General features: G+C 69.6%; 15 protein-coding genes. 7 read left to right on the forward strand and 8 right to left on the reverse strand.

Features of this window, described 5'->3' with window-relative positions; genetic code table 11:
* The gene (locus tag RT2_RS23220) at positions 1–3,183 is read right to left on the reverse strand and encodes an arabinosyltransferase domain-containing protein (RefSeq protein ID WP_072847169.1); all 3,183 of its coding nucleotides are present in this window, start codon (positions 3,181–3,183) and stop codon (positions 1–3) included.
* 244 nt (positions 3,184–3,427) lie between these two features.
* On the opposite strand from RT2_RS23220, the gene RT2_RS23225 reads away from it, so the two are divergent.
* Entirely contained in the window at positions 3,428–4,162 is a 735-nt protein-coding gene (locus RT2_RS23225; RefSeq protein ID WP_072847170.1) for a FadR/GntR family transcriptional regulator, read from the forward strand.
* Entirely contained in the window at positions 4,159–4,845 is a 687-nt protein-coding gene (locus RT2_RS23230) for a sterol desaturase family protein (RefSeq protein WP_072847171.1), read from the forward strand. The genes RT2_RS23225 and RT2_RS23230 overlap by 4 nt, the downstream gene beginning before the upstream one ends.
* 24 nt (positions 4,846–4,869) lie before the next feature.
* Here RT2_RS23230 and RT2_RS23235 read toward each other — a convergent pair whose 3' ends face one another.
* From RT2_RS23235 to RT2_RS23260, 6 genes are all read right to left on the reverse strand, one after another.
* Positions 4,870–5,625 (reverse strand): succinate dehydrogenase/fumarate reductase iron-sulfur subunit, encoded by a 756-nt coding sequence (locus RT2_RS23235; protein WP_072847172.1) that lies wholly within the window; start codon positions 5,623–5,625, stop codon positions 4,870–4,872.
* Positions 5,622–7,586, reverse strand: coding sequence for a fumarate reductase/succinate dehydrogenase flavoprotein subunit (locus RT2_RS23240; RefSeq protein ID WP_072847173.1), 1,965 nt, complete (start codon positions 7,584–7,586; stop codon positions 5,622–5,624). The genes RT2_RS23235 and RT2_RS23240 overlap by 4 nt, the downstream gene beginning before the upstream one ends.
* A gap of 51 nt (positions 7,587–7,637) precedes the next feature.
* Positions 7,638–8,456 (reverse strand): succinate dehydrogenase subunit SdhC, encoded by an 819-nt coding sequence (sdhC, locus tag RT2_RS23245; RefSeq protein WP_072847174.1) that lies wholly within the window; start codon positions 8,454–8,456, stop codon positions 7,638–7,640.
* Positions 8,453–8,740: an Rv0250c family protein gene (locus tag RT2_RS23250; protein WP_072847175.1), complete on the reverse strand. Its 288-nt coding sequence runs from the start codon at positions 8,738–8,740 to the stop codon at positions 8,453–8,455. The genes sdhC and RT2_RS23250 overlap by 4 nt, the downstream gene beginning before the upstream one ends.
* Before the next feature lie 78 nt (positions 8,741–8,818).
* Entirely contained in the window at positions 8,819–9,505 is a 687-nt protein-coding gene (gene bioD, locus RT2_RS23255) for a dethiobiotin synthase (RefSeq protein ID WP_072847176.1), read from the reverse strand.
* Positions 9,502–10,641, reverse strand: coding sequence for an 8-amino-7-oxononanoate synthase (locus tag RT2_RS23260; RefSeq protein WP_092776244.1), 1,140 nt, complete (start codon positions 10,639–10,641; stop codon positions 9,502–9,504). The genes bioD and RT2_RS23260 overlap by 4 nt, the downstream gene beginning before the upstream one ends.
* A 170-nt stretch (positions 10,642–10,811) precedes the next feature.
* On the opposite strand from RT2_RS23260, the gene RT2_RS23265 reads away from it, so the two are divergent.
* Genes RT2_RS23265 through RT2_RS23275 form a run of 3 tightly spaced genes read left to right on the forward strand, consistent with a single transcriptional unit; the run spans position 10,812 to position 12,594 of the window.
* Positions 10,812–11,351, forward strand: a complete 540-nt coding sequence (locus tag RT2_RS23265) for a DUF2231 domain-containing protein (RefSeq protein WP_139191223.1) — start codon at positions 10,812–10,814, stop codon at positions 11,349–11,351.
* A complete protein-coding gene (locus tag RT2_RS23270) occupies positions 11,348–11,923 on the forward strand; it encodes a DUF6328 family protein (RefSeq protein WP_245709428.1) in 576 nt (191 codons plus the stop codon). The genes RT2_RS23265 and RT2_RS23270 overlap by 4 nt, the downstream gene beginning before the upstream one ends.
* Entirely contained in the window at positions 11,920–12,594 is a 675-nt protein-coding gene (locus tag RT2_RS23275) for an HhH-GDP family DNA glycosylase (RefSeq protein WP_072847178.1), read from the forward strand. The genes RT2_RS23270 and RT2_RS23275 overlap by 4 nt, the downstream gene beginning before the upstream one ends.
* A gap of 61 nt (positions 12,595–12,655) precedes the next feature.
* Here RT2_RS23275 and RT2_RS23280 read toward each other — a convergent pair whose 3' ends face one another.
* Complete coding sequence (locus tag RT2_RS23280; RefSeq protein ID WP_371851194.1) at positions 12,656–13,930, reverse strand: adenosylmethionine--8-amino-7-oxononanoate transaminase; 1,275 nt, start codon at positions 13,928–13,930, stop codon at positions 12,656–12,658.
* Positions 13,931–14,086: 156 nt separating this feature from the next.
* Here RT2_RS23280 and RT2_RS23285 point away from each other — a divergent pair, with 156 nt between their 5' ends.
* On the forward strand, positions 14,087–14,359 hold the full coding sequence (locus RT2_RS23285; protein ID WP_072847179.1) for a putative quinol monooxygenase: 273 nt from the start codon (positions 14,087–14,089) through the stop codon (positions 14,357–14,359).
* 612 nt (positions 14,360–14,971) lie between these two features.
* A partial coding sequence (locus RT2_RS23290; protein WP_169888526.1) for an Ig-like domain-containing protein occupies positions 14,972–15,952 on the forward strand: 981 nt, incomplete at its 3' end.

The following is a 15,952-nucleotide window of genomic DNA, read 5'->3' on the forward strand; positions in this document are numbered from 1 at the left end:
TCACCACGCGATGTTGATCGGCCCCGGGGTCCACGTGCCCGAGCGCGGCACCGTCGCGGTGTCGAGTTGTGCCGGTACGGCATTCGCGTCGCGGCGGGTGTACTTCTCCAGGCTGCCCCAGTCCTGGTCCCAGGCGTCGTCGAGGTAGGTCGGCAGGGTGCGGCCGGTGGAGGTCAGGTCGATCCAGCCGAGGGGGCCGCCGCCGAAGTGGTCCTGCCACAGGCTCGTCATCACCGCCGCCGGACGGTCCGGGAGGATGCGGTACTCCGGGGTCTCGGCCACGCCGAGACGATGGTTGAACGGCTGCTGGCACGGGAACTGCAGCGCCACCGACCAGTCGATCATCGCGGGCGTGTCGGGCCCGAGCAGCGCGTCGAGGGTCTGGGTCTGCGGGACCCGCGGCGGCGTGACGGCGAGCCACTGGTCCGGCCGGGTGTCGCTGTCGTCGGCCACGATCCGGACGGCATTCGCCTCGGCCGGGAGCTGGTCGAGCGGCACCCGGAGGTTGCGCCACGAGGGGGCCGGGCCGATGTCGATGGGCAGCGCGGTGCCCAGCTTCTGGACGGTCCCGTCCGCGCTGCGGACGCCGTAGTCGATGTCGACGCGGGCACCCGGAGTCGCGATCCCGTCCGAATCCACCGAGTACACCCGGCCCGCAACGGACATCGAGACGAGGTCGCCACCGGCGGGGAGGGCGTACCAGTCCGAGGTCAGCGACGCCGGCCCGTTCGCCCCGTAGGTACCGAGCACCGGCGTACGGGCCGGGTCCAGACCGAAGGGCAGCGCGACGGAACTGCCGTTGATGCCGGAGGCACCCTGGCCGCCGGCGGTGCCGGCCGCGTTGCTGGACTTGGCATCCTCGTTGTCGAGGGACGTGGCCATGCCCTCGGAGGCGGCCTTCTCGTCGGACGTGAGGTCGCCGGCCACCCCGTTCGGGGTGAACCCGACGTTCTGCACACCGAGCGCGGCCCCGGCCCCGGCGGTGAGCGGTTGCAGCACAGACGCATTGGTGTCCGTCTCGACCAGCACGTCCTCGGCCAGGCCGCAGGAGTGCCCGGCGAGGGCGCCGAAGTTCGACTTCGCCAGCGAGAACGACGGGTACTGGGCGATGGCCCCCTTCGTCATCGAGAGCACGAAGAACGCGACCATGAGCCCGGCCGCGACCGTCAGCGGGGGGATCGACCACACTCGGCCGGGCGACACCGACCGGTCTTCGTGCGGTTCCCGGACGAAGCACCAGGCGGCCACCAGCAGCATCACCACCGTGGCGGCGAGCAGGATGGTGCCCGCGCCGAACCCGGCGATCATCACCGGCTTGTCCCAGAACGGGACACCCCAGGCCGACACGTACCACCAGCTGTTGCTGCTGGTGAAGGCGAGCGCGAGGACGAACAGCACGGCGGCCGCGAAGAGTGCCCGGTTGCGCCTCGACCTCAGCACCAGCGGGCCCACCGCGACGGCGGTCAGCACTGCGAGCGAACCTGCCAGGCTGGCGAACACCCCGAAATGGTGGGTCCACTTGGTCGGCGTGAACATCATGAGCACCATCGCGGCGGCGGTGATGCCGATGATCCGGCGGGACGGACCGGACGCGGTGCCGGGGATCCGCCCACCACGCCGCAGCATCACCACCAGGCTCGCGACGATCGAGAGCACCATCACGAACACCCCGAACCGTCGGGCCAGGGACCCGTCGGCGTTGATGTTGAACAGCCACTCGTAGCGCTTGTACTCCTCGAACCAGGCGTTGGTCGGCGGGATCGCATGGACCCGCTGCATCTCGAGGACCGCGGCGAGGGACTGGTCCGCGAAGGCGGCGACGATGATGACCAGACCCGCCGCGACGATCGGGCCGAGCAGCGCGAGGTAGCCGACGGCCTTGGCCCGCGCCCAGACGATCTGCAGCACCGGCCGGGCGCCCGCGATCAGGGCACCGAAGCAGATGATGCCGGAGGGCCCGACGGTCACCGTGAGTGCGGCGACGAGCACGGCGACGGCGGCCGGGAGCAGGCGCCGGGTCGCGATGGCGCGTTCGACGGAGCACCACGTGAGCAGCACCCCCGCGGCGACGATCGGCTCGGGGCGCAGGCCGTTGTTGTACGGCAACCAGAACGCGAGGAACACCAGTGCGCCGGTCCACAGCGCGACGCGGTTCCTGCCGACCGCGACGCCGAGTCGCGGCGCCACCTCGCGGCTGATCACGAGCCAGCAGACGATGCCGGCGATCAGCGCGGGGAGCCGGACCCACGGGCTGGCGGTGGTCACCGTCGTCATCAGCGCGAGCAGGTCGTAGTAAGGGGTGCCGAACGGCGCCTCCGGGACCCCGAACCAGCGGAAGTAGTTGGCCATGTAGCCCGATTCGAGCGACGCCCTGGCCATGGTGAACTGGTAGCCGTCGTCCGAGGTGGTGGCGCCGATGAAGTGCCACAGCAGCAGGGTTCCGACCACCACCGCGTCGATCGGGGTGAACTTCCACCAGCGCGCGGGCAGGAACCGGCGGGACCGGCGGCCGTCGAGTCCGTCGATACGGTGCAGCGCGACCAGTGCGACGGCGGTCGCCAGCACCGCGACGAGCATGGCGACGAGCTTGATCGCGGACGGCGTGGACGTGAACCGGGTGTCGAGGTCGGCGTTCAACGCGAGACCGCCCGGAGGGTCACCCTGCAGGTCGCTGAACACGCCCACCAGCTGCGGGCGGAAGTCCCCGTCGAGGGTGGTGGGATCGCCGCCCGTCAGCGTGGTGACGGTCCGCTCCGGAGTCGACGTCACGGTCACCGAACGGCCGGCCAGGTCGTCGACGGGGATCGAGAGCAGGGTCTGGTCCCGTTGCACGACGTCGAACTGTGCGGGGACGCCGTCCGCGCCGGGGGTCACCCGGGCGACGAGGCCGTAGCGCGCCGCGTCCGGGGCGCCCACCGGAGCGGTCGAGACCACCACACCGCCCGACGATGCGAGCTGCGCCGCCGCGGCGGCGGGAATCGACACGTCGAACTCGACCGGAGCGTAGGAAACCAGCGGGGCCTCGATGCTGGTGAGCGAATCCGCCTGCGGCCAGGACAGACTCGCGGTCTCCTGCTGCACGGGCAGGAACGGCACCGACAGCGCGGCCAGGATGCCGAGGACCGATGCGACGATCGCCACGAGTCGACTTCGAGCGGCCCCGGCACGGGGCACCGATGTCATATCGGATTGATCTGTTTGTGGTCGCTCGTCCACGGCGCTGTCGGTCACGACGCTCGATGCTAGACGGCTCGCCGCGGTGCGGTTCCAGATCCAGCTTGGTCGCCGTGGCCGATTTGCCGGTTTCGACCCGGCCACCAGCCGTTTCCTTAGCTTCCCCGACTGGACGGCCGAGACATGCATCACCGAACCCGCCACTGGTCTTACCACTTGACCTCTTGCCAATTCTGGGCCTAGCCTTGGCCCCATGTTCGAGCCAATCGCACGACAGTCGGCGTCCGGCGCGGTGTACGACCAGATCACCACGCGGGTCCTCGGCGGCGACCTCGGGCCTGGCGACGCACTGCCGAGTGAACGCAACCTCGCCGAGGCGTTCGGCGTCTCGCGTCCCGCGGTCCGCGAGGCCATCGGGAAACTCGCACAGGCCGGACTGGTGGAGGTCCGCCAGGGCGACGCCACCTCCGTCCGCGACTTCCGCCGCCACGCGGGCCCCGAACTGCTCGGTGCCCTCCTGGTGCAGGGCGGCCGCCCCGACTGGTCGGTCGCGCGCAGTGTGCTCGAGGCCCGGCGACTGATCGGCGTGCAGGTGGCACGGTTGGCCGCCGGCCGGGCCGACGGTTCCCTCGCCGAGAACCTCCGCGCCGCGGTGGCCACCCTCGCCTCGGACCCGGATCCGATTGCGCAGCAGCAGCACGCCCTCGCGTTCTGGGAGCACGTCGTCGACGGCACCGACTCCATCGCCTTCCGGCTGATCTTCAACAGCCTGCGCAACGCCTACGAGCCGACCATGACGGCGATGGCCGTGGTGATGGTCGCCGAGGTGGGCCGCACCGATCTCTACCGGGACCTCACCACCGCGATCAAGGCCAACGACGAGGACGGCGCGGAGCGCGTCGCCACCACCCTGCTGGACCTCGGGACCGCGGCGCTGACCGCCGTCATCGACGAACTGCAGTCACACGATTCGGAGCCGGAGCGATGACCACCGAGCCCTCGACGACCAAGCGCCAGCTCCGCCGCTCCCTCGGCCTGCGCGAGGCCGCCGCGGAGTTCTGGCGTCACCCGTCACCGTGGATGATCGGCGGCATGCTGGTCGCGGCCGCCGCGGCGCGGGTCGCCGTCGGCAACTGGCAGCCCACCGACGCGCTGGTGCCGGCAGCGATGCTGGCGGTGTTCCCGTTCGCGGAGTGGGTCATCCACGTCTGCATCCTGCACTGGCGGCCGCGGCGGCTCCTCGGCGTCACCGTGGACTCGCTGCTCGCGCGCAAACACCGTGAACACCACGGGAACCCGCGGGACGTGCCGCTGATCTTCATCCCGTGGCGCACCCTGATACTGCTGATTCCGACGCTGATCGCGATCGCGCTGCTCGCATTCCCCCGGACCGGGCTCGGGCTGACCTTCCTGCTGACCCTCGGCGCCATGGGCCTGGTCTACGAATGGACGCACTACCTGATCCACACCGACTACAAGCCCAGGCATCGGATCTACCGCGCGGTGTGGCGCAACCACCGGCACCACCACTTCAAGAACGAGCACTACTGGTTCACCGTCACCACCGCCGGCACCGCGGATCGACTGCTGGGCACCTACCCAGACCCCGAGACCGTCGAGACCTCCCCCACCGCACGGAATCTGCACGCGGCGGGCCCGACGCGGCGCTGACGCCGCCGGGTCATCTCCCCTGGGTCATCTGCCCGGGCGACGGAAGAGCCTGTTGCCCAGCCAGACGATCGGGTCGTACCGCTTGTCCGCGACCCGTTCCTTCATCGGGATCAGCGCGTTGTCGGTGATGCGGATGTTCTCCGGGCACACCTCGGTGCAGCACTTGGTGATGTTGCACAGGCCCAGCCCGTGCTGCTCCTGCGCGGTGTCCCGGCGGTCGGCGACATCGAGGGGGTGCATCTCGAGTTCCGCGATCCGCATCAGGAACCGCGGTCCGGAGAAGGCCGGCTTGTTCTCCTCGTGGTCGCGCACCACGTGGCAGGTGTTCTGGCACAGGAAGCACTCGATGCACTTGCGGAACTCCTGCGAACGTTCGACGTCCACCTGCTGCATCCGGTAGTCCCCCGGCGCCAGGCCGGCGGGTGGGGTGAACGACTGGACCTCGCGAGCCTTGACATAGTTGAAGGACACGTCGGTGACCAGGTCCCGGATCACCGGGAAGGCCCGCATCGGGGTGACGGTGACCACCTCGTCCTCCGCGAAGGTGGACATCCGGGTCATGCACATCAACCGGGGCCGCCCGTTCACCTCGGCCGAGCACGACCCGCACTTGCCGGCCTTGCAGTTCCACCGCACCGCGAGATCCGGGGCCTGCGTCGCCTGCAGCCGGTGGATGATGTCGAGGACCACCTCGCCCTCGTTCACCTCCACCGCGTAGTCCTCGAGGTCACCGCCGTCGGAGTCGCCGCGCCACACCCGGAAGGACGCCTGGTAGCTCATGTCGGGTCTCCCTTCCCGGGATGACCGATGAGCTCGGCACCCGTGTAGTACTTGGACAGCTCACCGAAGTCGAAGAGCGCCAACAGGTCCGGGCGCATCGGCGTCTGCGGTTCGGGCACGACGGAGACGTCCGGCACCGTGACCTGCGCGTCGCCGGCGGTCCGGCCGATCACGCTGCAGACCAGCAGTGTGTTGCGCCACTGCGCCTCCATGTCCGGATGGTCGTCGCGGGTGTGGCCGCCGCGGCTCTCGGTCCGCATCAGCGCGGCCTTGGCGACGCACTCGCTGACCAGCACCATGTTCCGCAGGTCCACCGCCAGGTGCCAGCCCGGGTTGAACTGCCGGTGCCCCTCCACGGTGACGGTGTCGATCCGCTGCCGGATCGACTCGAGGCGCTCGAGCGCGGACCGGATCTCGGCGTCCGTGCGGATGATCCCCACCAGGTCGTGCATGCACTGCTGCAGTTCGGTGTGCAGCGTGTACGGGTTCTCGGCAACCACGCCGCCGGGCGGCGGGTCGAACGGCGCGAGTGCCATCTTCGCGGCCGAGTCCACGGCGGCGTCCGCGACCTGCGGCCGGCGCCCCAGCGACTCGACGTAGCCGGCCGCACCGAGACCCGCCCGGCGGCCGAACACCAGCAGGTCCGAGAGCGAGTTGCCGCCCAGCCGATTGGAGCCGTGCATCCCGCCGGAGCACTCCCCCGCCGCGAAAAGTCCGGGGACACTGGAGGAACCGGTGTCCGGGTCCACCTCGATACCGCCCATCACGTAGTGACAGGTCGGCCCCACCTCCATCTGCTCCTTGGTGATGTCGACGTCGGCGAGCTCCTTGAACTGGTGGTGCATCGACGGCAGCCGGCGCACGATCTCCTCCGCGGGCATCCGCGACGCGATGTCCAGGTACACGCCGCCGTGTTCGGTGCCGCGCCCGCCCTTGACCTCGGAGTTGATTGCCCGTGCCACCTCGTCTCGTGGCAGCAGGTCAGGGGTGCGTCGGGCACTTTCGTTGTCCCGCAACCACTTGTCGGCCTCCTCCTCGGTCTCGGCGTACTGACCCTTGAACACCGCCGGGATGTAGTCGAACATGAACCGGTTGCCGTCGGAGTTCTTGAGCACGCCGCCGTCGCCGCGCACCCCCTCCGTGACGAGGATGCCCTTGACGCTGGGCGGCCACACCATCCCGGTGGGGTGGAACTGGACGAACTCCATGTTGATCAGGTTGGCCCCGGCCCGCAGCGCCAGCGCGTGCCCGTCGCCGGTGTACTCCCACGAGTTGGAGGTGACCTTCCATGACTTGCCGATCCCGCCCGTCGCCAGCACCACCGCCGGCGCCTCGAACAGCACGAACCGGCCGGACTCCCGCCAGTAGCCGAACGCGCCGGCGATCGCACCGCCACCATCCTGGCCCTCGGGATCGCCGCCGCCGAGCAGCAGTTCGGTGATCGTGCACTCCGCGAAGACCTTCACCCGGGACTCGTAGTCACCGGTCTCCGCGAAGTCCTCCTGCTGCAGCGAGACGATCTTCTGCTGCATGGTGCGGATCAGTTCCAGGCCGGTGCGGTCGCCGACATGCGCCAGTCGCGCGTAGGTGTGGCCGCCGAAGTTGCGCTGGCTGATCCGACCGTCCGGGGTGCGGTCGAACAGGGCGCCGTAGGTCTCGAGTTCCCACACCCGGTCCGGGGCCTCGCGCGCGTGCAGTTCGGCCATCCGCCAGTTGTTGAGGAACTTGCCGCCGCGCATGGTGTCCTGGAAGTGCACCTGCCAGGAGTCCTTGGAGTTGGCGTTGCCCATCGCCGCCGCGCAGCCACCTTCCGCCATCACGGTGTGCGCCTTGCCGAACAGCGACTTGCAGACCACGGCGACGGACAGGCCCCGTTGGCGGGCCTCGATCACCGCCCGCAGGCCGGCGCCCCCCGCCCCGATCACCACGACGTCGTAGCTGTGCCGTTCAACCTCGGCCACCCCGGTCTCCCCTCCGCTGACGCTGTGATGTTCTCGCTGGTTGACGCCGCCCTAGTTGACGAATCGCAGATCCGAGATGGTGCCGCTGGCCACGAGCATGATGTAGAAGTCGGTGAGCATCAGAGTGCCGAGGGTGGTCCAGGCCAGTTGCATGTGCCGGGTGTTGAGGACGCTCACCTTGGTCCAGATCCAGTACCGGACCGGATGGGCCGAGAAGTGCTTGAGCCGGCCGCCGGTGATGTGACGACAGGAATGGCAGGAGAGCGTGTACGCCCACAGCAGCAGCACGTTCACCGTGATGATCACCGTGCCGAGCCCGACACCGAAACCACCGGAACCGCCATGGAAGGCCTTCACCGCGTCATAGGTGTTGATCAGCGACACGATCAGGGCGACGTAGAAGAAGTACCGGTGGGCGTTCTGCACGATCAGCGGCAGCCGGGTCTCACCGGTGTAGCTGGTGTGCGGCTCGGCGACCGCGCAGGCCGGCGGCGCAAACCAGATCGAGCGGTAGTAGGCCTTGCGGTAGTAGTAGCAGGTGAGCCGGAACCCGAGCAGGAAGGGCAGTACCAGGAACCCGAGCGGAATCCACATCGGCAGTTCGCCGACGAAGGTGCCGAAGTGGCTCGACCCCGGCACGCAGGAGTCGCTGATGCACGGCGAGTAGAACGGCGTGAGGTAGTGGTACTCGTCCACCCAGTACGCGGTCCGCACGAAGGACCGGATCGTCGCGTACACCACGAAGACGGCCAGACCCAGCGTCGTGAGCAGCGGCGGCTGCCACCAACGGTCGGTGCGTAGCGTGCGCGCCGAGATGCTCGCCCGGCGCGGCGATCGGACCCCCGCCGAATCGCGCGCGGGCGCGCTCACTGGTGCTCGTGGGGATGACCGCCGACACCCTCGTCGTCGGCGCCCAGCCAGAGCGTCTGGTCGTAGGGGGCTTCGGGGACCGGCACCCGCTCGGACTCGCCGACGGGATGCGCCAGGCGCGGCGGCGATTCGTCGAGTTCGGTTGCGTCGATGCCGAGCCGTTCGACGTCGTTCGCGAGCCGACGGACCGCGGCGGCGTCGCCGTAGACCGTCCGCAGCGACCCGACGCACTGGCGCAGGTGACCGATCGTGCGGTTGAGTTCCATCATTTCGGTGGTGGACATTCGAACCTCCGACACAGCTGATGTGATCGCTATCACACTACGTCATCCCGGTGCCACCGGTGGGCGGGTTGGGCGAGGTCAGAAGAACGGCTCGAGGACGCCCACGTCGAACCAGTTCGGAGCCGCCGCGACGAAGTCCGCGCGGCTCGACGCCCCGGCGCCGGCGGGCACCCGGCCGAGCAGGGGCACACCCGTGACCTCGGGCAGGTCCGCGAGATTGCAGCGCGCGGCCAGGTCCGGTTCGCCGGGCCACGACCCGACGACCAGCCCCGGGCAGGACAGACCGGCGGCGTTCAGCGTGGCGACGGTGAGGGCGCTGTGGTTGAGCGTGCCCAGCCCGGCCGAGGCCACCACCAGCACCGGCGCATCCAGTTCCCTCGCCACGTCGACGAGCGTGAACCCCTGCGCGCCAAGGCGAACCAGCAGCCCACCCGCGCCCTCGACCAGCGTGAGGTCGTGGCCGGCGTCGAGGAACCGGACGGCGTCGGCGACCGCGCCGAGTTCGAGCATCGGCAGGTCCGCGCGCCGGGCGGCGGTGTCGGGGGCCAACGGCTCCGGGTAGCGGGCCAGCTCGACGGTCCCGGTCACGCCCGAGAGTCGTTGCACCTCGGCAAGATCGCCCGGTTCGCCCGGCCCAACCCCGGTCTGGGCGGGTTTGCACACCGCGACCGTCCGGCCCAGCGAGCCGGCCAGGACGGCGAGCGCGGCGGTGACCACGGTCTTGCCCACGTCGGTCGAGGTCCCGGTCACCACCAGCACGCTCACGCCGGCGCCCCGGCCAGCACGTCCGTCAGCACCTCGCCGATGAGCGCCATCTCCTGATCGGTGAGGTTCGCCCGCGCGGTCAGCCGCAGCCGCGAGGTGCCGGCCGGGACCGACGGCGGCCGGAAGCACCCGACGTGCAGCCCACGCTCACGGCAGGCGCGGGCGGCGTCGAAGGCGCGCTGCGGATCGCCGAGCACGACGGAGACCACCGCGGACTCGGGCTCCGGGACGCCGGCGATTCGCGCCAGGTCCGCGGCCCGTCCGAGGACGGCGCCCGCGCGTTCCGGTTCGCGGCGCAGCACCGCGAGCGCGGCCCTCGCGGCGCCCACCGCGGCGGGTGCGAGGCCGGTGTCGAAGATGAAGGTGCGGGCGGCGTCGACCAGGTGCGCGCGGATCCTGGCGTCACCGAGCACCACGCCGCCCTGACTCGCCAGGGACTTCGACAGCGTCGCGGTGATCACCAGGTCCGGCTCCCCCGCCAACCCGACCTCGTGCACGAGCCCGCGCCCGCCGTCTCCACGCACCCCGATCGCGTGGGCCTCGTCCACCACCAGCACCGCCCCGTACTCGCGGCAGACCCGGTGCAGCTCGCGCACCGGCGCCAGGTCGCCGTCGGCGCTGAACACCGAGTCGGTGAGCACCAGCGCGCGCTCCTCGGTCCTGGTCGCGAGCGCGTCGCGGACCGCGTCCACGTCACCGCGCGGGCTGACCTGCACCCGCGCCCTCGACAGCCGGCACGCGTCGACGAGCGAGGCGTGACTGCCCGCGTCGGAGACGATCAGCGAGCCCTTGCCGGACAACGCGGTCACGGCGCCGAGGTTCGCGGTGTAACCGGACGAGAAGACCAGCCCGGACTCCGCTCCGACGAACTCGGCCAGTTCGAGCTCGAGCAGTTCGTGCTCGGTGGTGGTGCCGGTCACCAGTCGCGATCCGGTGGCGCCTGCACCCCAGCGCCCCAGCGCCGCCGCCGCGCCGGCGAGCACCTCGCGGTGGCGGACCAGCCCGAGGTAGTCGTTGGACGCGAGGTCCACAGGCTCGAGGCCGGCCGAGCGCGGGTGCAGTTCCCGACGCAGACCGGCGTCACGCCGGCGTGCGGCCACCTCGTCGAGCCAGCTCAGTGCTTGATGATTTCCCACGATGACGCACCATACGCGCCCACTTGAACGGCGTTCAAGTGGGCGCGGCCGAACGCCGACCCGACGCCTGACGCGTATGAGGAGTCTCACCCGGCCACGCCTGTTCCCAAACCTTCGCGGCGGGTCTTGGTTTCGCCGCGGACCGAACGGGTACGCCAACGGATATGACTGTGAAGGAACTCTTGAGTGCGTCCGAGTCCGTCGACGCCCTAGACCGGGTCAGCATTCCCCTGCGTGACCGGATCCTGCGCATCCTCGATGATCGTCCGGCGGCGAGCGTGCTGCGCGGCTCCTGGCTCGGCCATCCGGTGCACCCCCTGGCGGTCACGCTCCCGATGGGCGCATGGACGGCCGCGGTGCTCCTCGAGACGGTGCGGCGCGATCACCGCGCCGCGCGACGACTGATCGGCCTCGGCCTGCTGGGCATCCCGCCCGCGCTGGCTACCGGATGGGCGGACTGGTCGCTCCGCGACGACGCACAACGCCGTGCCGGACTGATACACGCAGCGGGCAACGGGGCAGCGGCGATGGCAATGGCCATCTCGTTCCGCCGTCGCAGGACAGGCCCGGACCTGCGTGCGCAGGCATGGAGCTGGTTCGGACTCGCGGCCGCTGGCGCCAGCGGAGCGCTCGGCGGTCACATCGCGTTCGGTGACAGCAGTGCGCGCGGAACCGAGGCCGCGCACGCGCGCATCGTGCATGCGACATGAACGCCACCGAACCCGACCGTCGGAACCGAGCCCGCGGTGGGTTCGGGCGCGATCCGACCGGACGAGTCGACCGGCCCGCCGCCGACCCGCCCGAGGATGACGCCGAGTGGAACCGCCGCGTCCGCAACGAGACCGAGACTCAACGACTGGATCGGAACTGGGCGAGCCTGCTGCAGGAACTGCGCGTGGCGCAGACAGGCGTCCAACTGTTGACCGGCTTCCTGCTGATCCTGCCGTTTCAGGAGCGGTTCGACGAACTGTCCGAGGTCGAGCAGGGCATCTACCTGGCGACGGTGTTCTGCTCGATCGCGGCCACGGTGCTACTGGTCGCGCCGGTAGGACAGCACCGAATCCTGTTCCACCGAAGACGAATTCGCACACTGGTCTCGGCGACCCATCTCTTTGCGCTCTGGGGCCTGGTATTTCTCGGGTTGACGCTGACCGGCGTCGTGGCACTGATCGTCGGGTTGGTAGTCGATCCGACCGTCGGCATGATCGCGGCCGCAGTCACCGTCGGCGCGTTCGGGTTCTTCTGGCTTCTGCTTCCGTGGCTCCTTCGGAGGCTTCCATGACGCACACCCCCCGGCACACCGGAACCCACGATTCGAGGGCCCTCGCGGCGAGACTGCTCCGCGAGGCGGGTACCACGTACGCCGACGAAGCGGGCATTTCGATGGCGAACAAACCGATGCCGCTGTTCGAGTTGGTGACGCTCGCGCTCCTGCTCAGCACCCGCATCTCTGCCACCATCGCGGTCAGGGCCGCAACCGAACTCATCCACACCGGGTTGCGCACCGCCGCGAGTGTGCACGCGGCGAACCGTGGCACCGTCATCGAGGCGCTGGGTCGCGCCCACTACCGACGCTACGACGAGAGCACGGCCACGCGCCTGCACGCCGCTGCCGAACGCACCCTCGAGGTCTACGGCGGCGACCTCCGACGGCTCGAGTCCCGGTGCGACAACGACACCGGCGTCGCGGCCGCGCTGCTCGAGGAGTTCGACGGCATCGGACCAGTCGGCGCCGCCATCTTCATGCGTGAGGTGCAGGACGTCTGGCCCTGGGCCCGGCCGTACCTCGACGACCGGGCGAGGACGGCCGCGCGCGCACTGGGCCTCCCGTCCGATCCGACGGCCCTCGCCGGGCTGACGGATACCCGAGCGTTTGCGCCGATGGCCGCCGCCCTGGTGCGGGTCTCCCTCGACGACAACCTGCGCGGGCGGCTACTGGACTGGGTGGACTAAAGGCTGACGCAACAGTTGCCACCCTCGCGGCGGATTGGTGTCGGCGGAGCGGCGGCGTAGGTCAGGCCACCTGTGCGCGGGCAGCTGCCACCATCGCGGCCGCGATCCGGTCCACGTCCTCCCGGGTACACACGTACGGCGGCATCGCGTAGATCAGCTTCCCGAACGGTCGCAGCCACACCCCGGCGTCGACGGCGGCGTCGGTCGCGGACCGCATGTCCACCGGCTGCCGCATCTCGATCACCCCGATCCCGCCGAGCACCCGCACATCTGCCACCGCGTCGAGCTCCCTGGCCGATGCCAGCCCCGCGGCCAGCCCCTCACCCAGCGCCGCGACCTCGGCGCGCCAGTCCCGCGAGAGCAGCAGTTCCACGGCCGCGACGGCGATCGCGCAGGCCAGCGGGTTCGCCATGAACGTCGGCCCGTGCATCAGTCCACCGGCCTCGCCCCCGCTGATCGCCGCGGCCACCTCCGCGGTGCACAGCGTCGCGGCCAGCGTCAGGTAGCCGCCGGTCAGCGCCTTGCCGACGCACATCACGTCGGGGCTGACGCCCGCATGGTCGGCGGCGAAGAGCGCGCCGGTGCGGCCGAACCCGGTGGCGATCTCGTCGAACACCAGCAGCACGTCGTGCTCGTCGGCGAGACGCCGCAGCTCGCTCAGGTAGCGCGGGTCGTGGAAGCGCATCCCGCCGGCGCCCTGCACCACCGGCTCGACGATGATCGCGGCCAGCTCGTCGCGGTGCTCGACGAGAATCGCCTCGAACTCGGCGACGTAGGCCGGGTCGAACTCGCGCGGCGGAATCGGCGCGAACACCTGCCGGGCCAGCACGTCGGTCCACAGCGAGTGCATGCCGCCGTCGGGGTCGCACACGCTCATCGGTGCGAAGGTGTCGCCGTGGTAGCCACCGCGCCAGGTCAGCAGCCGCTTCTTCGCGGGCCGGCCGAGCGCCCGCTGGTACTGCAGGCACATCTTCACCGCGACCTCGACGGACACCGACCCGGAGTCGGCCAGGAACACCTTGTCCAGCCCGGCCGGGGTGATCCGGACCAGCAGTTCCGCGAGCCGGGCGGCGGGCTCGTGGGTGAGCCCACCGAACATCACGTGACTCATCTTGGCGAGCTGCGCCGCGGCGGCGGCGTCGAGCACAGGGTGCCGGTAGCCGTGCACGGCCGCCCACCACGAGCTCATCCCGTCGACCAGCTCCCGGCCGTCGGCGAGGGTCAGCCGGGTGCCGGCCGCGCTTTCGACCACCAGCGGGCTGGTCGATGCGGGGAACGCGCCGTAGGGATGCCACAGGTGGTCGGCATCGAGAGTGGCGATGCGTTCCGGAGACAGCGCGTGGTCCGGTGACAGGGTGCGGTCCGGCGAAGGAGACTGGGTGCTCACACTGACCGACGATAGCGACGGCGATGACTCGGCCGACGCTCGGAGGTCTACCCGTGGAGAACCACACAGGACAGTGGAGAACCACACAGGACAAGGGAGACCACCGTGATCATCGTGGCCGGGGCATTGCACGTCGACCCGAGGGGGCGCGCCGCCTACCTCGACGGGTGCATCGAGGTGGTGACGCAGGCCCGCGCGAGCGACGGGTGCCGGGACTTCGCACTGTCCCCCGACCCGCTCGACCCGGGGCGCATCAACGTCTTCGAGTGCTGGGAGTCCGACGATCAACTGCAGCGGTTCCGTGAGGCCGGCCCGGACTCGGCGCAGCAGGGGGCGATTGTCCGAGCCGACGTGCGCGAGTACCAGGTCACCGAGTAGCGACTGCGGATCCCGCAGTTACTCGAGGAATATTCACAAACCAAGTTTCACAACTCGGCCCACTGTCGGCATGAACCGCCGGCAAGGGTTCAACACTTAATCGCCACCGCAGCGTTTAACGCTTAAAGACAATTCAGTACGCAATGCAATCTAATTTCCCTGGCGACACCTCAGCGCAAATTGCAGCGGAAGCCCTCCCGCCGCCGACGGCGTGCTAACGTCGCGCCCCAACTGCCTCGATCCCAATCGCCCCAGCTCAGGGCAACATTCCTTATTTCTGGCACGAACGTCCAGTTATTCGGAATTAATGCATGAGACCATTTACAGCAATTTGGCCGCAATTACTGATCGACTGCGCTACCTTTGGCCGGATCAGCTCAACTGGACATCCGTCTAGGACGCTCGTCTAGGGCGGTTGCCTTGGGGCACCTGGACGTTCGAGGAGAGGGAAACATGACGCAGAGCAGTACCCTTCGCGCGGTCGGAGGCTTGAGCGCGTTCGCTGTGGCCGCAGGATTCGCGGTCGCCTTGGGAGCCGGAACCGCAAGTGCGGCACCAGGTTCGGTCAGCTGGTCCGACGGCAGCAGCAGCTACACCCGCACGATCAGCAATGTGAATCCCTCCGGCGGGGAGATCATCACCGTTTCGACCCAGTTCAAGCGGAACTATGCCACGAGCAACGAGAAGATCACGATGGTCCGGGACCAACATCCGGCGTGCCTGACCTATGTCCCGGACTCGGCGCACATCAATGACGACGGCCCTCTGTCCAACGTGACGGTGGCCGCGGACTCGGTCACGCTTGCGGGAGATCCCCTGACGACAGTGACAAACCCCTTCATCCCCCCCGCGTTCTGGCCCACGTTCCATATTTCGTACAAGGTCGGCACCGACTGTGCGCAGGGTGTCCCGCTGGCGACAGGCTTGAATTACAACGGCAGCCTCGGCGCAGGCTCCTACCCCGGCAAGGGGCCGAGCATCACGGTAGGCAAGAACATCACGACGACGACGCTCGCGGCGGCTCCGTCCTCCGTGCAGCAGGGTCAGTCGGTGTCGCTGAGCGCGACGGTGACCGGCGGCTCAGACGGCAACACCGTCGAGTTCTACGAGGGTGCGAACAAGCTCGGTGAGGGCCACCTCGCCGCAGGTGTGGCTACGTTCGCGTGGACCCCACCCGCGGAGGGCCAGTTCTCGGTGACCGCGAAGTTCCTGGGGACGACGGCGGCCATCGAGTCGGTCTCGGCTGCGCAGACCGTCTCGGTCACCCCGGCCAATGTCAACACCCAGACCGCACTGACCGCTCCCGCCACCGCAGTGGTCGGTGAGGATGTCACCCTCACCACCACCGTCACCCCGGCCACCGCGACCGGTGAGGTCCAGTTCAAGGACGGCAACGTCAACGTCGGTGCTCCTGTCACCGTGGCGAACGGCACGGCCTCGATCACCCGAAAGTTCGATGAGGCAAGCACGCACAGCTTCACCGCGCACTTCACGGGCACCGGCCTCTACCAGGACTCCGTGTCGGCCGCGTCCACTTTGACCGTCAAGGACGCCGACTTCAACACCACCACCGTGCTCGAACCGGTCACCGCC

The organism is Rhodococcus tukisamuensis NBRC 100609 (assembly GCF_001894985.1).
Classification (GTDB): Bacteria; Actinomycetota; Actinomycetes; order Mycobacteriales; family Mycobacteriaceae; genus Rhodococcus_G; species Rhodococcus_G tukisamuensis.

Coding starts and splice junctions, on each gene's coding strand:
- RT2_RS23220 (WP_072847169.1), bottom strand. CDS start 3,183: ATGACATCGGTGCCCCGTGCCGGGGCCGCTCGAAGTCGACTCGTGGCG.
- RT2_RS23225 (WP_072847170.1), top strand. CDS start 3,428: ATGTTCGAGCCAATCGCACGACAGTCGGCGTCCGGCGCGGTGTACGAC.
- RT2_RS23230 (WP_072847171.1), top strand. CDS start 4,159: ATGACCACCGAGCCCTCGACGACCAAGCGCCAGCTCCGCCGCTCCCTC.
- RT2_RS23235 (WP_072847172.1), bottom strand. CDS start 5,625: ATGAGCTACCAGGCGTCCTTCCGGGTGTGGCGCGGCGACTCCGACGGC.
- RT2_RS23250 (WP_072847175.1), bottom strand. CDS start 8,740: ATGTCCACCACCGAAATGATGGAACTCAACCGCACGATCGGTCACCTG.
- RT2_RS23270 (WP_245709428.1), top strand. CDS start 11,348: ATGAACGCCACCGAACCCGACCGTCGGAACCGAGCCCGCGGTGGGTTC.
- RT2_RS23275 (WP_072847178.1), top strand. CDS start 11,920: ATGACGCACACCCCCCGGCACACCGGAACCCACGATTCGAGGGCCCTC.